General features: G+C 69.1%; 23 protein-coding genes and 2 pseudogenes. 10 read left to right on the top strand and 15 right to left on the bottom strand.

The genetic code is table 11. From position 1 onward, the window contains the following. Positions 1–94: 94 nt before the first annotated feature. A complete protein-coding gene (locus tag ALLO2_RS09345) occupies positions 95–397 on the top strand; it encodes a nucleotidyltransferase family protein (protein WP_011434627.1) in 303 nt (100 codons plus the stop codon). Positions 398–557: 160 nt separating this feature from the next. Beyond that, positions 558–734 carry a DUF86 domain-containing protein gene (locus tag ALLO2_RS27140; protein WP_255361196.1) on the top strand — a complete coding sequence of 59 codons (177 nt, stop codon included), beginning with the start codon at positions 558–560 and terminating at the stop codon, positions 732–734. Between the two features lie 84 nt (positions 735–818). Here the strand turns inward: ALLO2_RS27140 and ALLO2_RS09335 are convergent, their stop codons facing one another. After that, positions 819–1,706, bottom strand: coding sequence for a WYL domain-containing protein (locus ALLO2_RS09335; RefSeq protein ID WP_051875031.1), 888 nt, complete (start codon positions 1,704–1,706; stop codon positions 819–821). 15 nt (positions 1,707–1,721) lie between these two features. Here ALLO2_RS09335 and ALLO2_RS27135 point away from each other — a divergent pair, with 15 nt between their 5' ends. Then, on the top strand, positions 1,722–1,997 hold the full coding sequence (locus tag ALLO2_RS27135) for a hypothetical protein (protein WP_063578502.1): 276 nt from the start codon (positions 1,722–1,724) through the stop codon (positions 1,995–1,997). Beyond that, positions 1,945–2,646, top strand: coding sequence for an IS66 family transposase (locus ALLO2_RS09330; RefSeq protein WP_232234993.1), 702 nt, complete (start codon positions 1,945–1,947; stop codon positions 2,644–2,646). Before ALLO2_RS27135 ends, ALLO2_RS09330 begins: the two co-directional genes overlap by 53 nt. A 78-nt stretch (positions 2,647–2,724) precedes the next feature. On the opposite strand, the gene ALLO2_RS09325 is transcribed toward ALLO2_RS09330, so the two are convergent. Further along, on the bottom strand, positions 2,725–3,615 hold the full coding sequence (locus ALLO2_RS09325; RefSeq protein ID WP_139168504.1) for a hypothetical protein: 891 nt from the start codon (positions 3,613–3,615) through the stop codon (positions 2,725–2,727). Positions 3,616–3,665: 50 nt separating this feature from the next. Here ALLO2_RS09325 and ALLO2_RS28175 point away from each other — a divergent pair, with 50 nt between their 5' ends. Further along, positions 3,666–3,869: a winged helix-turn-helix domain-containing protein gene (locus tag ALLO2_RS28175; protein WP_369808140.1), complete on the top strand. Its 204-nt coding sequence runs from the start codon at positions 3,666–3,668 to the stop codon at positions 3,867–3,869. Between the two features lie 23 nt (positions 3,870–3,892). On the opposite strand, the pseudogene ALLO2_RS27125 reads toward ALLO2_RS28175, so the two are convergent. Together ALLO2_RS27125 and ALLO2_RS27120 are read right to left on the bottom strand one after the other, a co-directional pair. Next, positions 3,893–4,417: pseudogene (locus ALLO2_RS27125) on the bottom strand (transposase); the annotation flags it as partial. A 295-nt stretch (positions 4,418–4,712) separates the two neighbouring features. Continuing rightward, positions 4,713–5,267 carry a CHAT domain-containing protein gene (locus ALLO2_RS27120; RefSeq protein WP_232234992.1) on the bottom strand — a complete coding sequence of 185 codons (555 nt, stop codon included), beginning with the start codon at positions 5,265–5,267 and terminating at the stop codon, positions 4,713–4,715. 259 nt (positions 5,268–5,526) lie between these two features. Here ALLO2_RS27120 and ALLO2_RS27115 point away from each other — a divergent pair, with 259 nt between their 5' ends. After that, positions 5,527–5,682: a hypothetical protein gene (locus ALLO2_RS27115; protein ID WP_162865053.1), complete on the top strand. Its 156-nt coding sequence runs from the start codon at positions 5,527–5,529 to the stop codon at positions 5,680–5,682. Positions 5,683–5,769: 87 nt separating this feature from the next. Continuing rightward, a complete protein-coding gene (locus tag ALLO2_RS27110) occupies positions 5,770–6,138 on the top strand; it encodes a hypothetical protein (RefSeq protein WP_035731157.1) in 369 nt (122 codons plus the stop codon). 1,161 nt (positions 6,139–7,299) lie between these two features. On the opposite strand, the pseudogene ALLO2_RS28170 reads toward ALLO2_RS27110, so the two are convergent. From ALLO2_RS28170 to ALLO2_RS09280, 6 genes and pseudogenes are all read right to left on the bottom strand, one after another. Further along, a pseudogene (locus tag ALLO2_RS28170) lies at positions 7,300–7,827 on the bottom strand (tetratricopeptide repeat protein); the annotation flags it as partial. A gap of 527 nt (positions 7,828–8,354) precedes the next feature. After that, a complete protein-coding gene (locus tag ALLO2_RS09300; protein ID WP_035731154.1) occupies positions 8,355–9,296 on the bottom strand; it encodes a hypothetical protein in 942 nt (313 codons plus the stop codon). A gap of 5 nt (positions 9,297–9,301) precedes the next feature. Beyond that, a complete protein-coding gene (locus tag ALLO2_RS09295) occupies positions 9,302–9,718 on the bottom strand; it encodes a hypothetical protein (RefSeq protein WP_011434632.1) in 417 nt (138 codons plus the stop codon). Positions 9,719–9,984: 266 nt separating this feature from the next. Continuing rightward, positions 9,985–10,854, bottom strand: a complete 870-nt coding sequence (locus ALLO2_RS09290; RefSeq protein ID WP_011434633.1) for a TIGR03619 family F420-dependent LLM class oxidoreductase — start codon at positions 10,852–10,854, stop codon at positions 9,985–9,987. A gap of 103 nt (positions 10,855–10,957) precedes the next feature. Continuing rightward, positions 10,958–11,317: a MerR family transcriptional regulator gene (locus ALLO2_RS09285; RefSeq protein WP_011434634.1), complete on the bottom strand. Its 360-nt coding sequence runs from the start codon at positions 11,315–11,317 to the stop codon at positions 10,958–10,960. 371 nt (positions 11,318–11,688) lie between these two features. Next, on the bottom strand, positions 11,689–13,047 hold the full coding sequence (locus ALLO2_RS09280; protein ID WP_035731151.1) for a YncE family protein: 1,359 nt from the start codon (positions 13,045–13,047) through the stop codon (positions 11,689–11,691). Between the two features lie 492 nt (positions 13,048–13,539). On the opposite strand from ALLO2_RS09280, the gene ALLO2_RS09275 reads away from it, so the two are divergent. Then, a complete protein-coding gene (locus ALLO2_RS09275; protein ID WP_023840184.1) occupies positions 13,540–14,166 on the top strand; it encodes a polysaccharide deacetylase family protein in 627 nt (208 codons plus the stop codon). 137 nt (positions 14,167–14,303) lie between these two features. Here ALLO2_RS09275 and ALLO2_RS09270 read toward each other — a convergent pair whose 3' ends face one another. Continuing rightward, positions 14,304–15,164, bottom strand: a complete 861-nt coding sequence (locus ALLO2_RS09270; RefSeq protein ID WP_023840183.1) for a polysaccharide deacetylase family protein — start codon at positions 15,162–15,164, stop codon at positions 14,304–14,306. 441 nt (positions 15,165–15,605) lie between these two features. Between ALLO2_RS09270 and ALLO2_RS23255 the strand changes: the two genes are divergently transcribed. Next, positions 15,606–16,730 (top strand): SGNH/GDSL hydrolase family protein, encoded by a 1,125-nt coding sequence (locus tag ALLO2_RS23255; RefSeq protein WP_198030976.1) that lies wholly within the window; start codon positions 15,606–15,608, stop codon positions 16,728–16,730. 100 nt (positions 16,731–16,830) lie between these two features. Here the strand turns inward: ALLO2_RS23255 and sigJ are convergent, their stop codons facing one another. Then, positions 16,831–17,709, bottom strand: a complete 879-nt coding sequence (sigJ, locus tag ALLO2_RS09260; protein ID WP_011434639.1) for an RNA polymerase sigma factor SigJ — start codon at positions 17,707–17,709, stop codon at positions 16,831–16,833. Positions 17,710–17,942: 233 nt separating this feature from the next. On the opposite strand from sigJ, the gene ALLO2_RS09255 reads away from it, so the two are divergent. After that, positions 17,943–18,638 carry an NAD(P)-dependent oxidoreductase gene (locus ALLO2_RS09255; RefSeq protein WP_011434640.1) on the top strand — a complete coding sequence of 232 codons (696 nt, stop codon included), beginning with the start codon at positions 17,943–17,945 and terminating at the stop codon, positions 18,636–18,638. Positions 18,639–18,755: 117 nt separating this feature from the next. On the opposite strand, the gene ALLO2_RS09250 is transcribed toward ALLO2_RS09255, so the two are convergent. The 3 genes from ALLO2_RS09250 to ALLO2_RS09240 all read right to left on the bottom strand — a co-directional run bounded on the left by ALLO2_RS09250 (position 18,756) and on the right by ALLO2_RS09240 (position 22,688). Further along, entirely contained in the window at positions 18,756–20,195 is a 1,440-nt protein-coding gene (locus ALLO2_RS09250) for a kelch repeat-containing protein (protein WP_035731147.1), read from the bottom strand. A gap of 262 nt (positions 20,196–20,457) precedes the next feature. After that, the gene (locus tag ALLO2_RS09245) at positions 20,458–21,399 is read right to left on the bottom strand and encodes a lysylphosphatidylglycerol synthase transmembrane domain-containing protein (protein WP_232234990.1); all 942 of its coding nucleotides are present in this window, start codon (positions 21,397–21,399) and stop codon (positions 20,458–20,460) included. Positions 21,400–21,419: 20 nt separating this feature from the next. Next, complete coding sequence (locus ALLO2_RS09240) at positions 21,420–22,688, bottom strand: glycosyltransferase family 4 protein (RefSeq protein WP_035731235.1); 1,269 nt, start codon at positions 22,686–22,688, stop codon at positions 21,420–21,422. Positions 22,689–22,946 lie beyond the last annotated feature (258 nt).

Raw genomic sequence — 22,946 nt, 5'->3', positions numbered from 1 at the left:
CGTGCGGCTGGTCAACGGGCAGTCATGATCAGCGGCGATGCGCGTTGGAACGGTGCGCCCTGGACCTTGAGCTTCCTGCGGCTACCCTTGACCTGTGGGGTCCATCGCCGGAGTAGAGATCGACAGGGCACGCCTGGCCGCGATCTGCGCTCGTTACGGGATCGCGGAACTCCAGGTGTTCGGCTCGCAGGCGCGCGGCACCGCGACCGCTGACAGCGACATCGACATCCTGTACACCCTTGCGCCGGGCCGGCGTCTGGGCTGGGACATTGAGCAGCTCGCCGATGACCTCACCGGCCTGTTCGGACGGCCCGTCGATTTGGTCTCCGCCCGCGGGCTCCACCCGCTGCTCCGCTCGTCCGTCCTGGCTGAGGCACGGCCCGTCTATGCGGCGTGACGTCCTCCTTCTCAGCGAGATGATCGAAGCGGCCGACCAGGCACAGAAACTCACCGACGGAATCACCGTCAGCGCCCTGGAAGCGGACCGGCAGCGCCGCGACGCACTCCTGTGGAACTTCACCGTGCTCGGCGAAGCCGCCANTTAGCTCTCCGAAGAGATCACCAAGAGCTATCCCGACATCGCCTGGAAGCAGCCCGTCCGGCTACGCAACCGGATCGTCCACGGCTACTGGTCCGTCGACCTCGAGATACTGCACACCGCGGCCAGAGAGCAACTACCCCAGTTCTCTGTCGACCTGCGTCGAGTCCTCGCAGCTGTACGCGAAGGCACCTGAACCCACCGAGGGCTGGAGCGTGAGTGGCCTGGTCGCCTGATGTCGGGCGCGGGCACAGGCAGTCGGTGAGGGCCACCGACGGGGTCAGCCGACCGGGGCGACCGACTCGATGTTGGCCACGGTGAAGTCCCGTTGTGCGTCCCGCAGGTGACACCACGCCTCGAGCCATCGGCCGTACAGCTGGTGCGGCTGGATCTCCCGGGCAGTCCGGTTTCCTGCCTTGTTCCGGTAGCTGATCAACACGTCGCGCTGGGCCTCGATCGCGTCGGCAAGCAGGATGATCTCGGTATCGGTCAGGCCAGGGTTCAGCTGCGCCAGCCGCGCGGACGTCTCCGAGATATCCGACCCGCCGCTGTCCGTGCCATCCGGGTCCGCGAGCAGCCGTGCGGCCAGCTTCTCCGCGTCCATCCGGGGCCGGNCCCGGGACGCGGCCCGCGTCGGCGACCGGGGCGCAGCCGCGCGGTGCTCCTGCTGCTTCTCGACGATCACTGTGCCCGTCGCGTCCTCGGCGACCGGGGACAGCCCGGCCGCACGCAGCCGTGCCAGCACCTCGTGCGGCTCGTGCGAGCTGGACAGCACCGTCGGCGCCACCCGCGCCAAGGACAGCTTCGCCAATGACCGGGTATGCAGAATCTCGCTGATCAAGGCCTCTTCGGCCACGACGCACGAGCGCATTCCCCGCACCCGGATCTTCCCGTGGAGGCGAGCCACATCCTTGACCAGATATTCCAACTCCCGTATCGCGGCGGCCGCCTTGTCCCGCAGCTCGCCTGGCCCGTATAGATGCAGCGGGAAGAACCAGTCGACGTGCTCGCCGGCCACCCGCAACGACAGCCCACCGCGCGCCGCGCACAGCATGGCGCGTCGTAGCCCACCGGCGGCCGAGGCCAGGGGCAGCGGCGGGGCCAGTTCCTTGTCTCCGCGGATCTCCCGGCTGGTCGGAGCATGTTCCAACATCAACCATGCGGTCACCAGCGCGGACCACTGATGGGCCGGCGGAACTATGACCATCTCACCCGTGACGAGGTCGACTGCGATTTCCCCGGCGGCGGGCCGGCCCGCTTCTGGCTGTGGGTCTTCCTCGGTGAGGACTCGGTGTGCTTCGTGATGGACGCGACCCGTTCGAGTGCGGTCCTCGCCGACCATGTCGGCCTCGACCCGGACACCGGCCAGCTCAGCGACACCCCCGGGCGGCGCGCCGCGCCGGCTCGTGCTGTCGTCGGACTTCTACACCGTGTACGCCTCCGCCGGCCGGCGGGCTGACGGCCTGGTCAACCTGTACTGCTGGGCGCACGCCCGGCGGCACTTCGTACGAGCCGGGGACGCGAACCCCGCCCAGCTCGGGATCTGGGCCCGCCAGCGGGTCGACCGGATCCGCGATCTCTACACCGCGCACGACGCGCTCGCCGCGGCCTGGCACACCGCCGCCACGGCCCCGTCCCCGCGCGCCGAGCGCGCCCTGGCCGCCGCCTACGCCGGCTGGGACACCGCGATCGGCATGATCGACACCGTCCGACAGGAACAGATGACCTCCCCGGGCCTGCAGGAACCCGCGAAGAAGGCCCTGGCCACGATGGACCGGGAATGGGACGGCCTGACCGCCCACCGCGGCTATCCCATGATCGGTCTGGACAACAACCCGGCCGAGAGAGCGATCAGGGGGCCAGTCGTGACCCGGCGCAACGCCGGCGGCTCCCGCACCGAGGACNCCGCCCGCNACGCCGCCACGATCTTCACGGTCACCGCGACCACGACGCTGCACGGACTGAACCTGCTGACCTACCTGGAAAGCTACCTCGACGCCTGCGGCCAGACCGACGACACAGCGCTCACCGGCACCGACCTCGAACGGTTCCTGCCCTGGGCCGCCAGCCCCGACGACCTTGAGGCGTGGAAACAGCCACCCAGCTGACCAGCGAACTCCTCGCAACACCCAGCGGCGTGACCGACCGTCACGCCGCCCGCGACCATGCACCCACGGGAATTCCGACTACGTACGTCTGAATCGACGGAGGTCGAACGTGACAACGGGTTTCACGGCTTCTAGATCGTAAGGGTTGGGTGAGACTTCCGCGCCCAGCTCGCGCAGGCATCCGATCGGATCGGTGACTCGGTCGAGTTCAAGGCTCGCCTCGAACAGGGATCGTTCGGGTTCGAGACTTACCAGATGGTAGAGAGTGTCTTTGCCGGTCGTGGGTGCTACATCGATGACGGTTCCGTTGAAGACAACAACATCGATGAGGTCAAGCGTCTTCGTGGCCTCGAAGACTTCGTGCACTATCCGCAACGTCATCCAGGCAACGAGCTGCGCATATAGCTTCTTGGCTTCAGGCTCTTTCCACTTTACCGGCCTGACCTCGGGTGCGGTCTTGAATAGCTTGTATTCCCTGATTTCGGGGATCACGGATCGTTGTGGGAATTCGATCTCGATGACGATGTCGTGTTCCTGGGGCCGGTAGGCGATTTTGCGTGCTACGGGGAAGCCGTCGGGATAGGACGTGGCCGCGAGCGCTTGGCCGACGAACCACTCGACCGCTTCCGGGTCACCGTCCAGACACGCCGCCCACTGTGCCGCGATGCGGGCGTTGTGCGCCGCGGCACGGTCGAGGGCCGCAGCCACCTGCTGGTCGTGTCTGGTTCGAGCCGCAGTGAGTTGTCGTAGCCGGTCGGTCTCGACCCGCTGGAACTCGGCCGTGTCGGCTTCCCACGTGCTTCGGGCCGCGTCGAACTCCCGCTGGTATCGACCCGACCCGCCCACCAGCCGGCTGGCCCGACCAGGAGCCGGGGGCTTGTATTGCTCCCAATCCGGCGCCCTACCAGCGATCGCCAGCGATCCCGGCTGAAAGATCGACTGCTTCGGTACTACCTCCAGCGCGGCCACGGTGAAGGCAGGGAGGCCCAAGACGTTGAGTAGCAGGTTCCTGCCCAGCTCTGCGATGTGAGCGGCTGCGGCAGCGGGGCTGGTCGTGCCAGCGGCCCGCCCGGCGGGCGGTTGAACGCGACGACGGTGCGGTGGGGGTGTGGCGGCGGGAGACGTGGCCGCGGGAGACGTGGCCGCGGGCAAAAAAATCGTTGCGGCCACAGGGTCCTGGATCGTCTTCGAGGACGAGGCCGGGGCTTTCGGACGGGCCGTAGAAGCAGTCGGCGATCACCGCGCGGAACGGGATCCCGGCTGTGCGGGCGTCGGTGACCAGGCCGGCGGCGATCTGCCCCTTGGTCTGGAACGACGGGTCGTTGCGCCCCTCGGGTAGGCAGGGGGCCGGCAGGTAGAGCCGGGTGTGCAGCGGGTGGTAGGCCCGCTCGTCGGCCCATGCCGTGGTCACCGCGACGACGCCACGCTCGATGGCCCCGCGGGAACCGAGGTACTGGCGGGAGACTCCCNCGGNGGCGTGCCCGCTCTTGCGGTCCCCGGAGTCGTCGATGACCAGGGCCCCGCCCGGCTGCGGGGCTGTGCCTGGCGCTCTGGCGAGCAGCTCAACCCGCCTACTGTTGATCTTCTGGTGGTCCCAGGAGGACTCCGAGACGAACCACTGCAGCCGCTGGGCCTGCCGGTGCTGGGCGCCGACCACCGGCTCCGCCCCGGCCAGGCAGGTCAGTGTCTTGTTCCGGTCCCGCGGCGCCAGCCAGACCAACCAGACAGTCCCGGAACCCCTGCCGCTGCGCCCGCGACGCGAACAGGTCATCGAACCGGGACGCGTACGCCTCCACGGCGCCGGTGCCGGCGGGCACGGCAGCCGCGCTGTCATCACTGCTCACCCCCATGACCGCAGGCGATCACTTCTCCTTATTCCCTGTTCCCGCTCCCATTACCGATCACAACAAACCACCGCCAGTTACTTTCGCTCCCGGCGCAGGCCTGCCGGTGACCGGATTCGGAACCCCCGCCCGGGCGCTCTGTGCACCTCCTGTCGCCGCGACGGCTTGTCAAGAACCTCACGTAGCAGCTTGGTGGGCTGCTACGGTGTGGGCGTGGCGGCGTCAGGCGCCGACGTGGATGTGGGACGCCCACTGTGACGGGGATCGCGGCGCGTAGTTGCGCTGGGCACGGGTGGCGTTGTGAACGGCCGCGGCCACGTCGCTACCGTCGGCTAGGAACCTGTAGATATTTTCCGCGAGGTCGACGGCGATCTGGTCGTTGATGGGCCACAGCGTGGCGATGACATGCCGATAGCCGGCGAGCTGGAAGGCGGAGGCGAGGTGCATCGCCTCGTCGGAAAGCTCGCCGCCCGGGCGGGCGGTTTCGCACGCGGACAGGTATGCAAGTTCGGCGTCGGTGAGCCTGAGGCGGTTGACGTCCAGAACGGNGAGGGGCTGGTCGTGTAGTAGCAGACGGCTGGTCGATGGGGCGGAGATGGCTGCCTCGCCATGGCAGGCGAAGTGCACCCAGCGTGCCTGCGGCAGGGCGGCCAGCACCGCAGCGCGGGTCGCTTTGTCCTGGACCAGCGTGCTCACCCGTTCGTGCAGAATCCGCGTGAGGATGGCGGCTTCGAGGTGTGCGCCGGGCAGGTCGCCGGCGTCGGGGGTGTGGGGCATCACCACGACCAGCGCGCCTGCCCTCGTCGTTCGCTGACGGAAGGCCGACAAGCGTCGCCGCGTCGGGCGCGGTGCGCCGAGCATGGCCCAAGGCGCGGATCGTTGGAGTGTACGAACAGATCACTCTATCGATCAGCGTGTCCGGCGCCGGATCGAATCGAGCCTGGTGATGGCCTGCCGCGTGCACGGGAAGGAACGACAACAGCCCCGACAGGCACCACCACATCCGCGGCCACGAGGTGCCCGTTGCCGGTGGTCCGTGGATGTCCAGGCGTTCCAACACCGGTCCGGCGAGGACGTCCCACAGCCAGCCGAAGACGTTCGAGAGCCCCTTCTCGTCGCCGCGTTCGACAGCCGTCAGGAAAGCGAGGACCTGGTCACCAACGGCTTCTTCAGTGAGGTCCGGCAGGGGTAGGAGCTGCACGCCGGCCGTGGTCAGGATCAGGGCATCGCAACGGATCTCGCTGACGTTGACGGCCACGATCGGCCCCTGGCTCGCGGCGTGCCGAAGATCGTCGATGGTTGGTGGCAGAAGAAAACGCTCGAAGTCCGGCAGGCTGCGGATCTCGGAGACGAGGCTTGCGAACCGCGCCGCGCGGGCATGCCGCCGGTCGGCACCGCGTCGTGCCGTGCCCGTCGCGTCGTTTCCGACGAATGGCGGGGATGCCTGCTCCGCCAGCGGTATGTCGGATCCGTCGAAGGCGGGAGGAGCGTCGAACTCATCCTGAAGCCGCCTGAACAGCGCGGCCTTCTCCGGGTCTCTTGCGGCAAGGAGGGCGAGGTCCGTACGGGCGTCGAGAATCTGGCCGAGGATGACTCCGCGTCCTTGCTCCCAGAGTTCCAGGGCGCGTTCGACCTTGCCGACCTGTAAACACGCTGCGGCGGCCTGCGATCCCAGCCGGGACAGGGTGACGAGACGATACTCCTGGTCTTCGCGGTCAAGGCTGCGCGGCGCGACCTGTCCCAGCAGGTCCACAGCGGTGCTGTAGCCGGCGACAGCCTGCTGCCAGTCGCCCGCGGTGGCCGCCAGGCTCGCCCATGCTCCCGCCGCCTTCGCTCGGATGCTGGGTGCTGCCGTTGCCAGCGCGGCGGCACGTCGAAACACGGCGATACTGACATCCCGATCCGCCGGCCTCCCAGTGTGTTCGAAACGGTTCCACAAACTAAGACCGAGGCCGGACAGGGAAGTGGCAGCATCCGGGTCATCGCCGCGAGCATCGACCGCCATCCGGTACGCCGCCACGGAACCGTCCAGGTCGGGCATGTCTTCTGTCCGGTCAAAGCGGAGATGGAGGGTCTCGCCGAGATTCGACGCCGCGGCCGCGACAAAGGCTCTGTTCTCTTTGGCCTCGGCGGCGGCGAGCGCCGCGCGGGCAGTTTCCACCGCCTCGTCCAGATCTGCGGAGGTACCAGCCAGCCGGGCGCGTCGTGACAGCGCCCTGCAGAGGTTCACCATGACGGGGACCCAAGCCGTGTGCTCCGTCGAGGTGGCAGCCGCCGCCTGCCGGCCGACGGTGACTGCCTCGTCCAGGTCGGCCGCGCGCCCGATTCGATCCGCGCGCAGACCCACCACGGCCCCAAGATTGGTCAGTATCACGGCCCGTTCCGCGTGGCTGGCCGGCGTCGCCACTACCGCCTGCCGGCAGACCTCCACAGCCTCATCCAGGTCAACCAGCAGCCCGACCCGATCAAAACGTGCCCGGAGAATGTTGCCCAGATTGGAGAGACGCCGGGCACGGTCCGGGCTGCCGGGAGGAGTCACAGCCACTGCCCGCCGGGCCGTCTCCACCGCCGTGGTGAGGTCGGAGTCCGTCCCGGTGTGCAGCGCCCGGACCAGCAGCGCAGCACTCAAGTTTCCCAAGACGACCGGAAAGTGCGGATGGCTGGGAGGCGTTACTGTGGCCGCGCGGCCAAAGATATCGATGGCGGCCGTTAGATCCGTCGAGACCCCGGCCTGCACGAAACGCGTCTGCAGCGCGACGGCCAGATTGGTGAGCATCGTCGCGTACTGAGGATGGTGGGCCGGCGTCACATCGACGGCGCGTCGACCCTGTTCCACTGCCTCGTCGAGATCGGCTCGCGCGCCCGTCCACTCGAACCGGGAACGCAGAATGTTACTTAGGTTTGACAGATAACGGCCGCTATTAGGATCTTGTGGCGGGATGACCGCGACCGCCTGCCGGATTGCCTGCAGGGATTCCTCCAGGTCCGCCGGCGACTTCCGGTGCACACATCGCGCCCATAGCGAACCACTGAGACCCGACAGCACCAGGAAGCGGGAAGGGTGGTTCTCCGGTGCCCGGGTGGCGGCCAGCCGGCCGAGGTCGACCGCCTCGTCGATGTCGGAGTCCGAACCCGTCCAGGCGAACCGCGTCTGTAACGCCGTCGCGAGATTGGAAAGGAGCCCGACGTGAAGCGGATGACTCACGGGCGTAACAGCAGACGCGCGTCGGAACAGGGCGATCGCCTCGCTGAGACCGTCGACGTCACCGGTTTTCGTCGACTGGCCGTACAGGTGTTCGGCGCGAAGTGCCANCCTTTCCCGGCTGCTCGGGTTCATGTCAGCCTCGTCAAGGGCGTCACGGATCTCGCTGGGTAGAAGGGTCGGATTCGACCGGTGGACCGATGCCAGCAGTTCCCGTGCCCGCGCCAGGTCCGGCCGGCCATCGTCACCTCCCAGCACAAGATAACGACACCAGTACAGAAGACCGGCCGCGAGCAGAACATCCGTGTCGATGGACGGATCCGGGACGGCGTTCAAGAGACCCATCACCTCCAACACCGCATCGTTGGCCAACACGATCTCGGGGGAGCTTTCGGCGGCGAACAGCTCCAGTCGCTCCTGGACCCTGGCAAGAAGATCGTCCCGCATCGACTCGTTCCCCTCTCCTCTGTGACGAGGCTTCCTCAACGTCCGGCCTTCCGGGCCGGACCCATACCTGCCGAATTTGCTGGTTTCGAATGTGGCAGAGTCTCCCCTTTGTCCGCAGTGTCTGTCCAGAACCTCGACGTTTGAGAACCTCGACGTTTGAGGAAAAGGACGCGTGACGGTGTTGGCAATGTTGTTGTAGCGAGATCAGAGGGAGATCACGGGGTGGGCTGTGTGAAGTTAGGGGTGTTGTTGTCGGAACCGCGCCAGAGGTAGGCGGTGAGGGCTTGCCCCGCGGGTTTTTCTTCTGCGGGGGTGTGGGGGAGCGGCCAACGAAGGTGGGTGTAGAGCTGGGTGCGGTGAGTGTCGAAGGCGACTTCGATCAGTTCGCCGAACGCCTGCGCACGGGCGGGGATGACNACGGTGACGGTGATGGTGGCGACGGCGAGACCCGCAGGGATGGCAAGCAGGGTGTAGAGGCCACCGGTGGCGGCGAAGAGCAGCGCCCACAGGGTAATGGTGGCGGCAGTGTCGAGGGCGGTGCGGGCGGCGGCGAGGTCGGTCCGGTGGGTGTCAGGGAGCAGAGGCCAGAGACGGGGCCAGCAGATGATGGTGTCCAAGCCGTATTTGTCAGTGGGGCGTCGTTCGGCGGCGCGCAGGATGTTGCCCGTGCGGGTGGCTAGGAAGAAGCCGGGGGCGCCTGGGGATGGATGCTGTCGGCGACGCCGTTCGAGGCGGGTGTAGACGACGAGCTGCCGGNTTGTGGGGGNGTTCGGGGGNTGCACGGCAGTGTGTGCTGTCTGCCAGGCGAGGTCGTCTGCGGCGGCGCGTGCCGCAGCGCGGGCGGCGAGGCGGTGGCGGAGGGGGTCGGCGATGGCCGGCCAGTAGCCCTCAAGCAGTCGGAGCAGCGGAGTGGCAGCGCTGCTGACCAGGACCGCGGTGGCTGCGATGCCGAGTAGGGCGGTGAGGATGGCGAGGGTTTGGATTGCGGGGGTCTGCCGGTCGAGCCAGCTGGTGTGGTTGCTGAGGGTGTGAAGGCCGCCGTGGTGGTAGGTCCAAACGGCGAGGAGGGCGAGCCAGTACACCAGGGCGGGGGCGGCGATCGATGCCCATCGGTCGGCGACTTTCTCGCCGACTGTTTTCCAGAACTCCTCGAGCATGCCTGTCAGCCTCGTACGAGGGTGACCTGGTGGGTGGGGCAGGTGGGGATGGCGCTGCCTAGGTCGGGCCGGTACCAGGTGTAGTCGCCGCGCGGGCAGTTGTACCGGTCGGCGGCGACTGGACCTGGGTCGCCGAGGGGGCTGGGGCGGGGGGTGCGCTGGTAGCGGGGCTGCTGGTCGGGCGGCCTGTAGTGCGGGGCGTCGGCGAGAACATCGCGCAGGAACCGGCCGGTGTGAGGGTGGCCTTCGAGGAGGGCGCGCAGCTGACCAGCCTGGGTTCCTGCGTCGGCCGGGTTGGCAGTGGTGAGCAGGGCGGCGATCCCTTGGTCGAAGGCTGCGGCGTCCTGGGGGGCGAACCAGTCGGCGAGGTAGGGGCGGATGGCACGGCCGGCTTCGATGATGCCGTGGTTGTCGCTGGTCAAGGCGGAGACTCCCTGCAGAAGGGGGTGGGTCGGTCCTGGGGCAGGAGCCGGCGGCGGGTGGGATCAAGCGCCGGCGTGCAGGTGGGATGCCCACACCGACCCGGACCTGTGCCGCTGGCCGGTAGCCCGGCTGCGACGTCGGCGAGGTGGGCGGGCAAGTCGCCGAGCTCGACATGAGGTCGCACCCGGCCAGTAGGCGGAGGTGAACTCCGCCTACTGGCGGACGTCGAGAACATACGCGCCGCCGACCTGGTCTGGCCGAACCGTCAGGTCGATAGGCGGTCGAGGAGGCCGAACCGCTGGGCGAACGCGGATATCTCGTCGCGCTGCTGAACTGGATCGATGGCCGTGGCGCCCACGACGATGCGGGTCACACCCTGCGCGGCGAACGCCTCCACCCGTTCCGGTGTCATGTCGATCGACCCCCATCGCGTGTACTCCAGAGCATCCGGATTACGGCCAGCCTCGAAGGCGGTCGACCGGGCGAGGTCTAGTTGGAGGCTACGCTCATCAGGACCGAGCGCACCGCCGGGAAAGTAGCCGTCGCCTCGCAGCCCGGCCCGGCGTGCAGCCGCCCGACTTGATCCACCAACGTGGATGGGCAGCTGGGTAACGCCGTAGGGCTTCGGGAAGCTGCACAGGTTGTCGAAGTCGAAGAACTCCCCGCGGAAGCTGACCCCGTCCTCGCCCCCGGCCCAGAGCAGTCGCATCACGTCGATCGCCTCGTCGGCGCGGCGACCACGGGTGCTGAAATCCACCCCCACCGCCTGGGCCTCGCCCGGCAAGGTTCCCAGCCCCACGGTCAATAGCCGCATCCGCCCCTTGGACAGCACATCAATGGTGGCCAGTCGCTTGGCGAGGACCACTGGATGGTGGTAGGGAAGCAGCAGCACGCCCGTGCCGAGCAGCATCCGGTTCGTGGCCGCGGCGACGAGGCTCAGGCAATCGAGGGGATCGGCGTAGGGCAGCGACGGCGGGATCTCGATGGACCCGACCATCGCCCCGGGGTACAGCACGATGTGCTCCGGCAGATACAGTGCCTCGAAGCCGCATTCCTCCGCATGCTGGGCGTAGGCAGTGATCCGGTCCGGGTCGACACCGTAGTAGGGCGTGCTGTAGCCGATTGCGAACTTCATCTCATTCTTCCGATCTGCTGATNCCCCATTGCNCCCCGCCCGCCGTTGGCCGGGCGGACAGGGACGTTGAGCTCGATGACTGTTCGTCGGTCAGCGACGGCTACTACGGCCGCATCGCGATCGTTTGAGCGAGCTGGCTCTGCAACTGCTGCCGTACCGCGTCGAGCCGCTTGATACAGACATCGACTTCGGCGAGTTTGCGTCGCAGCACCAGCACAGAGTCCGGGCAAACGTGTCCCGACGTGTTGCCGGCCCGCAAACAGGCGACGAACGGGCGGATGTCGTTGAGGTCGAAGCCCACAGCGAGCAGGGCCCGAATTTCGTGGACGACTCGCAGCTCTGTCTCGTCGTAGACGCGGTAGCCGTTGGCGGAGCGCCGTGGCCGTACCAACCCGTGTGACTCGTAGTAGCGCAGCGTGCGGGTGCTCGTGCCGGCCCGTTCCGCCAGTTCGCCGATCAGCATCCGACCTCCTTCACCCGCCCGGGGCAAGACGCTAAACCTTGTCGCCGGCGTCAAGGCAACGTGCCGCCGGTAAGAAAGTTGCCGGAGGAGGTCACCCCGGCCACCGCAGCACGGTGGCCGGGGTGACGAAGAAGACGTCCCAGCGGGCCCGGGGTAACAGCCGGGACAGCGCCGCGAGGATCACCCGATCTACCTATCCCAGCCCCGCCCAAGCCAGCCCAGATGGAACGTACTGCCTGTCTCGTCTCATCTTGGCAGGTAGGGGGGCTCCGGTTTTCCCCCGGAGGTGATCGTGCTGGCGGTGCGCCGGTGGACAGCCGGTGGACAGCCGGTGGACAGCCGATGGACAGGAGTATCGAACACGCGAGGGCTTATCGCATGATTCCGGTGTGGCCGAGGGAGTAGCGCCCGGGCTGCGGCCAGACAGCGAGCCCGTGCGGCTCGTGGCCCACCGGGATCTCGGTCAACAGCCGGCCGGTCGTCGGGTCCGACCCGCCGTTCCCGCCGGTATCGAACACGTACACGACGTTGCTGCGCCGGCCGGACAGCCACAGCCGGGTCCCGTCGGCGTTGACGTTGCCCATATCGGGGGTCCCGCCGCTGGGGATGGCCCAGTTTGCGACGATCTTCCTGGTGGTGAAGGAGATGACCGACACGGAGCCCCGATCACCGGTATGCGGGAACGGGACCATGTCGGAGGTCATCATGCCGCCCCGGTTGACGACGTAGAGATAGCGGCCGTCGCGGCTGGGGTACAGGCCGTGGGCCTCCGGGCCGGTCTGGACAAAGCCGGTTTTGGTGAGGGTGTCCCCGTCGATGAGGTGGACGCCGCCGGCGTTCATGTCGGCGACGTACCAGACCCGGCCCGCAGGATCGATCTTGATGTCCTGGGGGGCCGCGGTGCGTCCGAGATCGAGGTAGCCGAGGACCCGCTCGTGCGCCAGGTCGATCTTGACCAGTTGGCCGGCGAACTCGCAGGTGGCGATCGCATAGGTGCCGTCCGGGGAGAAGTCGACGTGGTTGACGCCCGCGCACCGGCTGCCCACGTCGAGGCTGTGGCGCAGGGCGAAGGTGTGCGGGTCGCGGAAGTCGACGCTGTGGTTCGCCTCGGCGATGACCATCGCGCTCTTTCCGTCGAGGGTGAAGTACAGGTTGTANGGGTCGGTGACCGGTATGGCCCGGCCGGCGAGGCGCCCGGTCCGCGGGTCGATCGGTGACAGACTGTTCCCGACGTTGTTGTTGACCCACAGTGTCCGCAGGTCCCAGGACGGGACCACATGCTGCGGGCCGCGCCCCGTGGGGTAGGTGGCCACTACCCGCAGCGTGTGCTGGTCGATGACGCTGACCGTGCCGTCGGACAGGTTCGGGACATAGACGAGCTGCGGANCGTCGCGCACGACCGGGCTCAGCATCCCGGCATGGGCGTGGGCGTACACATCCACAGCAGTGGTGGTAGCACCAGCAACGGTGGTACCACCAGCAACGGCGGCGGTGGGGCTTGCTCCCGCCCTGGCCGGGGACGCGGCCGGGGACGCGCCCGGGGACGCGCCCGGGGACGCAGGCGGTTGCGGGNGGGNTCCAGCGTTCGCAGCCTGGTTGCCCGGGTCACGGAGGGCCCAGCCCGCCAGCAGGGCGACGACAAGGACCACCAGGCCGGCCAGCAGGATCGGGCCGTACGGCCGGGGCCGCTTCCCGGGCCGGGGTTGATGCGATTTCGCCCTGGTTGGCATGCCGACACGCTAGTACCGTCTTTTCACGCGGGGCCCTTCGACCCCGTCGGACGGTCGCATAATCGAATATGGTAGAAAGGCGTTTTACTGATCGCTTGCCTGGTTTTACTGATCGCTTGCCTGGTTGTGATCTATCGTCGACAAGAAGGCTCGTGTCGGGGTCTGGCCGCCCGTGGCCTCACGGTACCCGGCTGGTGATCCTGGGTGCCCATCGGGCGCCTCCAGTGGCCGGGATATCCCCGTAGCCGAGATACCCTCAGCGTCATGTCTCAGCCGGCCGGTCGTGGTACCTCTCGTCGTCAGTTCCTGGCTGTGGCCGGTACGGCGGCGGCTACGGGGCTGGCGGGCTGCGGTACCGGTGGCTCGACCCCCTCGGCGCCACCAGCGTCCTCAGGAGCAACGCCGTCACCCTTCGCCCCTGCCCTTGGCGGCACATCGGGTGAGACCGCGGCGGCCTCTTCCGCTGCCGGCGCGGCCGGCGGCCCGGAGCTGGTGCCGGGAGGCGCGGCGGCGGCGGTCACCCACGGACCGCGTGACCGGTCCCGGGTCGCGCTCACCTTCCATCTCGGCCCGCACGAGGCGGGTCAGGATCTGTCCCTGGCCCATCAGCTCCTCACCGACGCCGCCAGGCTCTCGGCACCGATCACCGTGTTTGCGGTCGGGCAATGGCTCGACCGGCACCGCGACCTCGTCCCCGTCATCCTCGCGGCCGGCAACGAACTGGCGAACCACACCTACACCCACCCGGCGCTGACGACGCTTCCAGCCGATCGGGTGACCGCGGAGATCACCGGCTGCCGGGACGTCCTGGCCCGACTGGCCCCGACGCAGGGCCGCTACTTCCGGCCCTCCGGCACGAGCACCGCCACCCCGCTGATCCTCACCGAGGCCGGCGCCGCCGGGTACCGCACGGTTGTGGACTTCGACGTCGACCCGCTCGACTACACCTCCCCCGGAGCCGACACCGTCGTCGCGCGGGTGCGGGCCGGCACCCGGCCAGGCTCCATCGTGAGCATGCATTTCGGCTACCCGGGCACCGTCAGCGCGTTCCCCCGGATCGTCGCGAACCTGCGCACGGCCGGCCTCACCCCGGTACCGGTCCACGACCTGCTCACCTGACCTCGGAAGGGCCGGCCCGGGTGAAACTCCTTGGCTCCTTGGCCGGGCATTTCTTGACCGGGAGTTTCTTGACCGGGCATTCCTCGGGCCCTTCCGACCAGGACGAGATCGTCGCTTCCGCGGAAATGTTGCCGTTGTCAGCCGACGGCGCGGGAGGTGCCGAACATGGTATCCAGGGTGACCGGCTGAAGGTTGCGCTGCTCGATCAGTTGTTGGACCTTGTCGAACAGGCCGAGGATGGTCTGGTGGTTGGCGTGGCCGAGCATTATCGTGCCTGGCTTGAGGTACTGCTCGGCAAGCCCGATGAGCTGCTGCGGGGTGAGTGTGGTCGAGTCGCCGAAGCTGCCGTTCCACAGCAGGACCCGGGTGTAGCCGAGCTCGCCCACGAGCCCGTCGACGTGGGGGTTGTGGGCGCCGTAGGGCGGACGGAACCAGGGCCGGCTGGTGATCCCGAAGGTTCGCTGAATCCACTGCTCGTTCCGCTCTATATCGGCCCGGATCGCGGTGTCCGTCTCGTGCAGCAGGTTCTTGTGGGTCCAGGTGTGGTTGCCGATCTGCACCTGGCCGGACTCCACCAGCGGACGCAGGACGTCGGCGTGGCGGTCCCAGATCGCCCGGTAGGCGCCGTTCGGCGAGAACGTGATGGGGATCTTCGATCGCTGGGCGAACGCCACGTAGCCGGCGACCGTCGCGGCATCGTAGCCGTCGTCGATCGTCAGGGCGATCTGCTGGGTCCGGGCGGGTGCCTGGAAGGTCACGGTGGGTCGGCCTGGATGCGGCGGGGGCATCGGCGGAAACGAGGGCGACGGACCTGTGACCACTCCATCCCCGGGCGTGGCTACGGAATTCCCGGGCGTGGGTACGGGTGCGACCGCTGGGACGGGGCCAGGGCCGCGCACGGTGTCGGTGGCGTGGGTGTCGGGCTTGGCGGGCGCCGTGCCGGCCGAGCATCCGATCAGCGCCTGCGCGGCGCCGATGCCCAGTAGGGAAAGGAGCATCCGTCGATCCATAGACCGACATTAACGGACATATGATTACGCTTTACCATCGGTGCGTGTAATCGCGGTTCTTCCTTGTCGAGTTGCTTCGTATGTTTCTCGAAGGGATCATGCGGTGGCCGTCCCCTTTACAGACCGCCACTCTGGGGTGTCGTAGGACCGTCGCGGAGTGGCGCAGGACTGTTCTGGGGTGGCGCAGGACTGTTCTGGGGTGGCGCAGGACTGCTACTCCACGTGCATCACATCCGTGGACTCCACTCCACGGCCTGTCATCATGACGGTATGACGGGTAGCGATCTCGGGCGATGCCGGTGGAGCATGCTCGTGGTGGGTCTGGTGGCGGCCGTGGTGGTCGCGGGTTGCCGTGACACGGGCGCAGCGGAGGTATCCCGTAGCCGGCAGAACGTCGCGGCAGCGACATCGCAACCTTCTGTGACGACGGTGACACGTTCGCGGCAGGCGATGGTGACCGTGCAGGCGGGACGCTCGCGCACAGTCGTCGGGCTGAGCGCGGTGGCCCTGCACGGCAGGGTCACCGGGCCCGCGGCATCCACAGCGTGGACGATGCTGTCGGGACCGGCCCCGGCCCGATTCGCCGGTGACGCGCCGGACACGACGGTGACCCTCCCGGCTCCGGGCAACTACGTGTTCCAGCTGACCGCGACCGACCGGTCCGGCCGTTCACGATCCTCGCGGACCAGGCTGACCGCGCTGCGCTACGTCGCGCTGGGTGACTCGTATTCCTCCGGGGACGGAGCCGGCCCCGTCGCCGACTACCTCCCGGGCAGCTACCGGCCATTCGGTGGCTGCCGACGCTCGACCGATGCCTACCCGGCTCTCGTCCACGCCGCCCNGGCCACCAAGGACCCGCCGCCGTCCGCGACGTCTGATCCACTGTTCACCTTCGGGGCCTGCGCGGGCGCACGCACTCGGGACTTCTCCACGTCGCAGGGGCCTGGCACCCCACCACAGGACACCTATCTGGACGGGTCGGCCGACACCGTCGGACTGGTCACCCTCACCGTCGGCGGCAACGACATCGGTTTCGCCGACATCGCGGTCTACTGTGCGGCACTGCACGTGACCACACTTCTCCCGTCCTGTCGGGACCACTCCGCACCGGCCGTGGGGGCCGCTCTGAACACCCTGCAGCCACAACTCACCGCGACCTACCGGGCTGTCCGACGGGCCCGCAGCCTCGCCCCCGGGGCACGGATCCTCGTCCTGGGCTATCCCCGGCTGTTCCCCGACGCTCTGGACGCACCCTGCCCGGTCAGCGTCCTCGGGAAGCTGGGGGTACGCATCCAGCCGGCCGACGCGGCCTGGTTCAACCAGACCGTCCACGACCTCGACAACACGATCCGCGCCGCCGCGAGGGCGGCCGGCGTGACCTACGTGGACACCGAAAACGCCTTCGCCGGGCACGAGTTCTGCAGCAGTACAGGCAGCCCTCCCGACGTCGACCTCCTCGGAACGCCGTTCTCCGCCGCGTTCCACCCCAACGGCCAGGGGCAGCNTGCGCTGGCCACCGCGATCACCGCCGCCTATCTTCCCACCGGCCGTTGACATCATTCGAGGTTGACATCATTCGAGGTTGACACATCCGAGACTGACACATCCGAGACTGTCTCCGGGTCGGTCAAAAACACCCCGGTCAAAAACACCCCTAGTCGGCGAGAACCAGGCGGTGGAGTTTGTCAGGGTCGAGGATCAGGTCGATGGTGGCGATCCGGCCGTCGCGCACGGTGAGGCCGGCGACGGCGATGACACCGGTCGATGTGCGCGCGACGATCCCGGCGGTGCCGTTGACCAGGGCTGGCTGGCAGTGCCGCGCGAAGCGGGGGCCTTGGATGGCGGTGTGCTGTGCGACGTCCGCGGAGCCGGTGAGCAGCGTGGGCATGAGCCGGGTGCGTGAGCCGGTGTCGACGCGGAACACGACGTCGGGATCGAGCACCGCGACGAGGGCGTCGAAGTCGCCGGCCCGGGCTGCGGCCAGGAACGCGGCGACGACCTTGCGCTGTGCGGCGAGGTCGGGGTCCGGGACCGTCGGGGCGCCTCGCACCCGCCGTCGGGCGCGGCTGGCGAGCTGGCGGGCCGCGGCGGGGGTCCGGTCGACTATCGGGGCGATCTCCTCGAACGGCACGGCGAACATGTCGTGCAGGACGAACGCGAGCCGCTCGGACGGGGTGAGCGTCTCGAGCACGACGAGCAGCGCCAGGCCGACGGAGTCGGCGAGCACGGTCTGCTGCTCCGGGCCGTCACCGTCCTCGGCGCTGACGATCGGCTCGGGCAGCCAGGTGCCCACGAAGTCCTCCCGGCGCGCCTGGCGGGCACGCAGCATGTCGATGCATACCCGACCCACGACCGTCGTCAGCCAACCGCCGAGGTTGTTGATCGCCTCGTCGCCGGAGCGGCTCAGCCGCAGCCATGCCTCCTGGACGGCGTCCTCGGCCTCGCTGAGCGAACCGAGCATGCGGTACGCGACCGCCTGCAGCCGCGGGCGCTGGCGCTCGAACTGCTCGGCCTGCCACGTCGCATCCTCCATTGCCTGCACCTCTCGCTTGCACCCCGCCGAACCAGCCTCTCCTGAGCAGTTGACGAACGCGGCACCGCCGATGTGACGACGCCACCCGTCCGGGTCCGGGGGACGGCTGGTGGCTGGTGGCCGGTGGCCGGTGGGCACGGCGGTCACATCTGTCCGGCGGGNTCCGACAGACATCCGACGGACATCCGACAGGCAGGTGATCCGCGTACCCGCGGGTCAGGAGGAGCGCAGCAATGAGGATTGTCGTGTTCGGAGCGAACGGGCCGACTGGCCGGCTGCTGACCGAGCAGGCGCTGGCCGCCGGTTACGACGTCGTCGCGGTGACCAGGCGCCCGGCGGAATTCCCGATCACGCACGAACGGCTCGACGTCGTGGGGGCCGACGTGCACGACGCCCAGGCCGTCGATCGGGCCGTCGAAGGAGCCGACGTGGTGCTGTCGACGCTTGGCGTGCCGTTTACGCGCGAACCGATCAACATCTACAGCGACGGAATCCGGAACATCACTGCGGCGATGTTCCGGCACGGGGTCAAGCGAGTGGTCGTGGTGAGCTCGAGTGCCACCGAGCCGCATCATCATGCCGATGGCGGTTTCCTGCTCAATCGGGTCCTCCAGCCGCTGATCACCGCGACGATCGGCAAGACGACCTACCGCGATATGCGCCGCATGGAGGAACTTCTGCGCGATAGCAACCTAGATTGGACGATCATGCGTCCCTCGGGTCTGTTCGACGCGCCCGCCGTGACGAGCTACGAGCTTCACGAGGACCAGGCGCCGGGTATCTTCACCAGCCGCGCGGACCTGGCCGCGAGCCTGCTCGAACAGGCGATCGAGGTACGGTTCGTACACAAGGCGGTCGCCGTGACGACCCGCGAAGGCGCCCCGACGCTATTTCAGATGTTGCGCCGGGAGGCATTCAAGCGGGACTGACCTCAGTAAACGCGGCCAGCAGCCGGGGCCGGCCTCATGGGACAGGACGGCCGGCGCCCGGCTGACGGCGTTGTTCGTTACTTGTTTCGCTATTCGCTATTCGCTATTCGCTATTCGCTATTTGCTTAGTGCGGCGACGGTGTTCAGCGTCTTGCCGGAGCTGGACGTTCCACCCAGCACGTACACCCGGCCGTCACCACCGGTCGCCGCGGCATGCCCGGCCCGGGTCGAGGGGGAGCTGGTCGGTCCGGCGGCCCACCGGTCGTCCTTNGGGGTGTATNCCTGCNCCGCCCCGGTGACGTTCCCGGCGCTGTCCCGCCCGCCGATGATGTAGACCCGGCCGTCGGGGCCGGTCGCCCCGGCGGCACCCGCGACGCCGTCCGGCAGGTCGGACATCTGGGCCCACGAACCCTTCTCGGCCGCTTTCGAACCCGGTGTATAGGCGAAGACGTCGGTGGCTGCCCGCGCTGCGGAGCCGCCGCCAGCCCCGATGCCGCCGGCGGCCAGGATCCGGCCGTCCGGCAGGGCCGTCAGGACCGGAGCCCTGTTCCCGGATGGCGGCGCCCCGGCCGTCGACCAGCTGTCCGAGCCGGGGTCGTAGATCGCCAGGGTCTTCGCGTCGAGAACGTAGATCCTGCCGTCGGTGCCGCGGGCCGCGCTCGGGTCACCCATGGCGCTCGGCAGGGGCTTCCCCGTCGACCAGCTTCCGCTGGACGGGGTGTACACCTCGACGATGTCCGTGGGCTGGTTCGAGCTGCCGGACCGGCCGCCGATCGCGTAGATCCGGCCATCGAGGTCGGTCGCGGCGGCGAGGTGGGTACGCGCGGTCGGCAGATCGGGCGCGTCCGTCCAGGCGTTCTTCCGCGGGTCGTAGACCTGGACCGTCCCCACCGGCGTCAGGGGTGCGACGCCCGGCGGTGACGTGGGTGAGCCGGTGCCCGTCGGTGTCCCGGGCGTGGTCGGTGAACCGGTCGGACTCGCGCCGGGTGATCCGGTCAACGTCGCGGTGGGCAGGTCGGTGGTCGGGCTGGTGGTCGGGTCATCGGTTGACGGGCCGAGCGGACCGGCCAGTGGCTTCCGGGTCAGGCTCGCCGGACCCACCGTCGATGTCGTCGTCGCGGAACTTCCGGGCGTCCCGGTGGGGGCCGGCGACTGCGTCGGTGATGCGGGTGCGGTTGGCGAAGTGGGTGTGGTGGTTGGTGAAGTGGGTGTAGTCGGTGACGCGGTCGGGCCGGGCGTCCCCGTAGGCGATCCCGGGGCGCCGCCGCCGGCGCCCGTCTCGGCGGCCTGGCCGCCGATCGCATAGATTCGTCCGTCACATCCCGTGGTGGCCGCGAGATGGACACGGGGAGTCGGCAGGGCGGTAACCGTCTCCCAGCTTTGCAGTGGGCCGGCGATCTGGGGCAGCGACGGGCATCTGCTCGTCGGGCTGCCGGTCGGTGCTGCCGCCTCGGCCACCGAGCTGAGCAGCCCCGGCGCGGCCAGGGCTGCTGCCAGCGTGGCGGTCAGGACGAAGGCGCGCGAGGCGCACCGACGTGATGTACGGGACCAGTTCATGAAGTCTCCCCCCTCTGAGGACCGCGGGTGCGGCCCTGACCGACGGGTGGATGGCATGGGTAGATGACGGTGCACGCACGAGAACTAGCTGTACGTTGTGCATCCTGACGTTGTGCATTCCCATTGATTCGAAGAGTAATCACCATTGGGTTCGGTGCCCGCGGGTCCACCCGGACGGGACGAGTGGGCCTGACGTGGTGCGGGACCATCCCCCGACGGGGGTGAGTGGCGCGGGTCAGAGGTGCGGGGGTGAGTGCGCGGGTCAGAGGTGGCCGCGGCGGACCAGCAGGGCCAGGACGCAGGCCGACGGGGCCATCGGCAGCCATACCGTGATCATCCGGTAGCCGAGGACCGCCGCGAGCGCGATGGCGGCGGACTGGCCGGCAGCCATGATCGCTGCTGTCAGGGCCGCGTCGAGCGAGCCGAAGCCGCCCGGCGAGGGCACCAGGGCCGAGGCCGCGCTCGCCGCGAAGTAGATCGCGAATACCGCGCCGACCCCGAGCGGAAGGTGCAGCGCACGCATGATCGCCCACAGGGTCGCGGCGTGCAGCATCGGGATGGCGGCCGAGCCGCCCCACAGCAGGGCCGCCCGGCTCGGCGACTGCAGGGTGGTCTTCATCGACCGTAGGTGGTCGACGACGCCCGCCCATGCCCGGCGGGCCGCCCGGCGGACCGGGGCGATCAGCCAGCCGAGCAGGCCGAGCAGAGCGAGCCCGGCGAGCACCGCCGGGACCACCATGGCCACCGGCTCGCCGCGGGGTAGGCGTGCCACGTCCNCCGGCAGGAATCCCCCCGCCAGGAGCATGATCAGCACGGCCAGGTGCGTGGTGACACCGGCGGCGGTGTCGAGGCCCACCGCCGTCACCGCCTCCCGCAGGGTCAGCCCCGCACGATGCAGGAAACGAAGCTTCACCGCGCCGACCCCGAAGCCCGCCGGCAGCACGTGGTTGGCGACGCTGCCGGCGACCTGGACCGCGAGCAGCGGACCCACTGGCAGGGGCCGGGCCACCGTGCCCTGCTGGCAGGCCGCTCCCGCGATCCAGGTCAACTGGGCGACAGCGACCGCGCCCACCAGCCAGGACGGGTGGGCGCGCGTCAACGCGTCGACACCGCTCTCGACCGTTGTCCACGAACGCGCGAGCCAGACCACCGCCAGCAGCGGCGCGGCCACGGCTGCAACCCCCTTCGCCCGGATGTATCCCATCCGCCGTCTCGCCATGGAATTCAACCGCCTTGGCTCACATCGATCCGGTCTGGAACGATGTCGTCCGAAATCATGCCGCTGGGCCCGATGTTGCTCGAGACGACGCCATCCGGGACCTCCCGATGCGCCGCCGAGGATCCGAAAGAGTGTCCCGCGACACCCTCAAGATCGGAATCTGGCCCGCCCGCGAGCAGTCCGGCGAGCCGCCGGCTCAACTCACCCCAGTTCCAGTTCCGGCACATCCAGTCCCGTCCGGCGAGGCCCATCCGGGCGGATCTCTCGGGGTCGTCGAGCAGGTCGGCGACGGCCGTCGCCACGGCGTGCCGGTCGCGGCCGTCCACGACGACGCCGGTGCGACCGGGCAGGACGACGTCGGGTGCCCCGCCCTGGGCACCGGTGACGACCGGCAGGCCGCTCGCCGCCGCTTCCAGGGCGGACAGTCCGAGACCTTCGAGGTCCAGGCCGAGCAGGCGGGNGCGGGACGGCATTGCGAAGACGTCGGCGGCGTCGAGATAGGCCGGAAGATCCTGCTCCGTGACCGCGCCGGCGAAATGCACCGCGTCGGCGACGCCCACCTGGGTGGCGAGCCGTCGCAACCGGTCCGCGGCGGGACCCTGCCCGACCAGCAGCAGCCGTGCGGCGGGATGACGTCGCAGGACCACCGGCCAGCCTCGGATGAGCATGTCCTGCCCCTTGCGCGCCACCAGGCGGGCCACGCAGATCACGACCGGTCGGTCCGACCAGCCGTGTTGCCGGCGGATCTCCTCGCCCCCGACCCGCGGCCGGAACCGTCCGGTATCCACCCCGCCGGTCAGCCGCGCGAGTGTCGTGCCCGGCGGGGCGACGGCGAGCAGCCGGCGCCGGGTGAACGCCGTCAGATAGGTCAGGACGTCGGCCCGGGCGGCGACCGCTCGGACGAGCGACCACCCGCCGGGCAGCCGGGACCAGGCGACCTCGTGCCCGTGGCTCGACGACACCACCCGGGAGATCCCGGCCGTTCGCAGCGTCGGGGCGAGCAGGCCGAGCGGCGCCGCGGTGGGAAACCAGGCCGCCTCGCAGTGCTCGGACCGCACGACCGATCGCAGGAGGCGCCGGGATCCGGGGGAGGTGAGGATCCTCTCGTCCATGCGGATCACCGGGAAGGGCAGCGTCCGGTCGAAGGCGGCGGCGCTGGGGGCTGCCGGCGCCACGACCACCACCCGGTCAGCCGGAAGCCCGGCCGCGAGATGGTAGGCGAACGTCTGGATGCCGCCGAGCACCGGGGGGAACTTGTCGGCGACCACCAGCATGCTTGGCACGTCGACCAGGCCGGTACCGGCCCCGGCGGTACCGGCCCCGGCGGTACCGGCCCCGGCAGGATCGGTACCTGAGGCCGGTCCGCTCCTCGCAGGGCGGATCGGCGCGTTCGGATCATCGGTGGGGCCCGGCGGGAGGGGAAGTTCCCTCACGCGTCGTCCGGCCGGCGACAGGGCTGAACGAGCGGCATCGGGCGTGTGGCGTCCCGGTTGACGGGATGCGACGGCAGGGGGTGACCCTTCATGAAGGGA

The organism is Frankia sp. Allo2 (assembly GCF_000733325.1).
GTDB lineage: Bacteria > Actinomycetota > Actinomycetes > Frankiales > Frankiaceae > Frankia > Frankia casuarinae.
Note: the sequence above shows the minus strand (reverse complement) of the source record. Positions and strands in the feature narration are given on the sequence as shown.

Bases quoted from the DNA above. Each gene is read 5' to 3' on its own strand.
- ALLO2_RS09255 (WP_011434640.1), top strand. From the start codon at position 17,943: ATGAGGATTGTCGTGTTCGGAGCGAACGGGCCGACTGGCCGGCTGCTG.
- ALLO2_RS27135 (WP_063578502.1), top strand. From the start codon at position 1,722: ATGGGCCGGCGGAACTATGACCATCTCACCCGTGACGAGGTCGACTGC.
- ALLO2_RS09290 (WP_011434633.1), bottom strand. From the start codon at position 10,854: ATGAAGTTCGCAATCGGCTACAGCACGCCCTACTACGGTGTCGACCCG.
- sigJ (WP_011434639.1), bottom strand. From the start codon at position 17,709: ATGGAGGATGCGACGTGGCAGGCCGAGCAGTTCGAGCGCCAGCGCCCG.
- ALLO2_RS09285 (WP_011434634.1), bottom strand. From the start codon at position 11,317: ATGCTGATCGGCGAACTGGCGGAACGGGCCGGCACGAGCACCCGCACG.
- ALLO2_RS09270 (WP_023840183.1), bottom strand. From the start codon at position 15,164: ATGCTCCTTTCCCTACTGGGCATCGGCGCCGCGCAGGCGCTGATCGGA.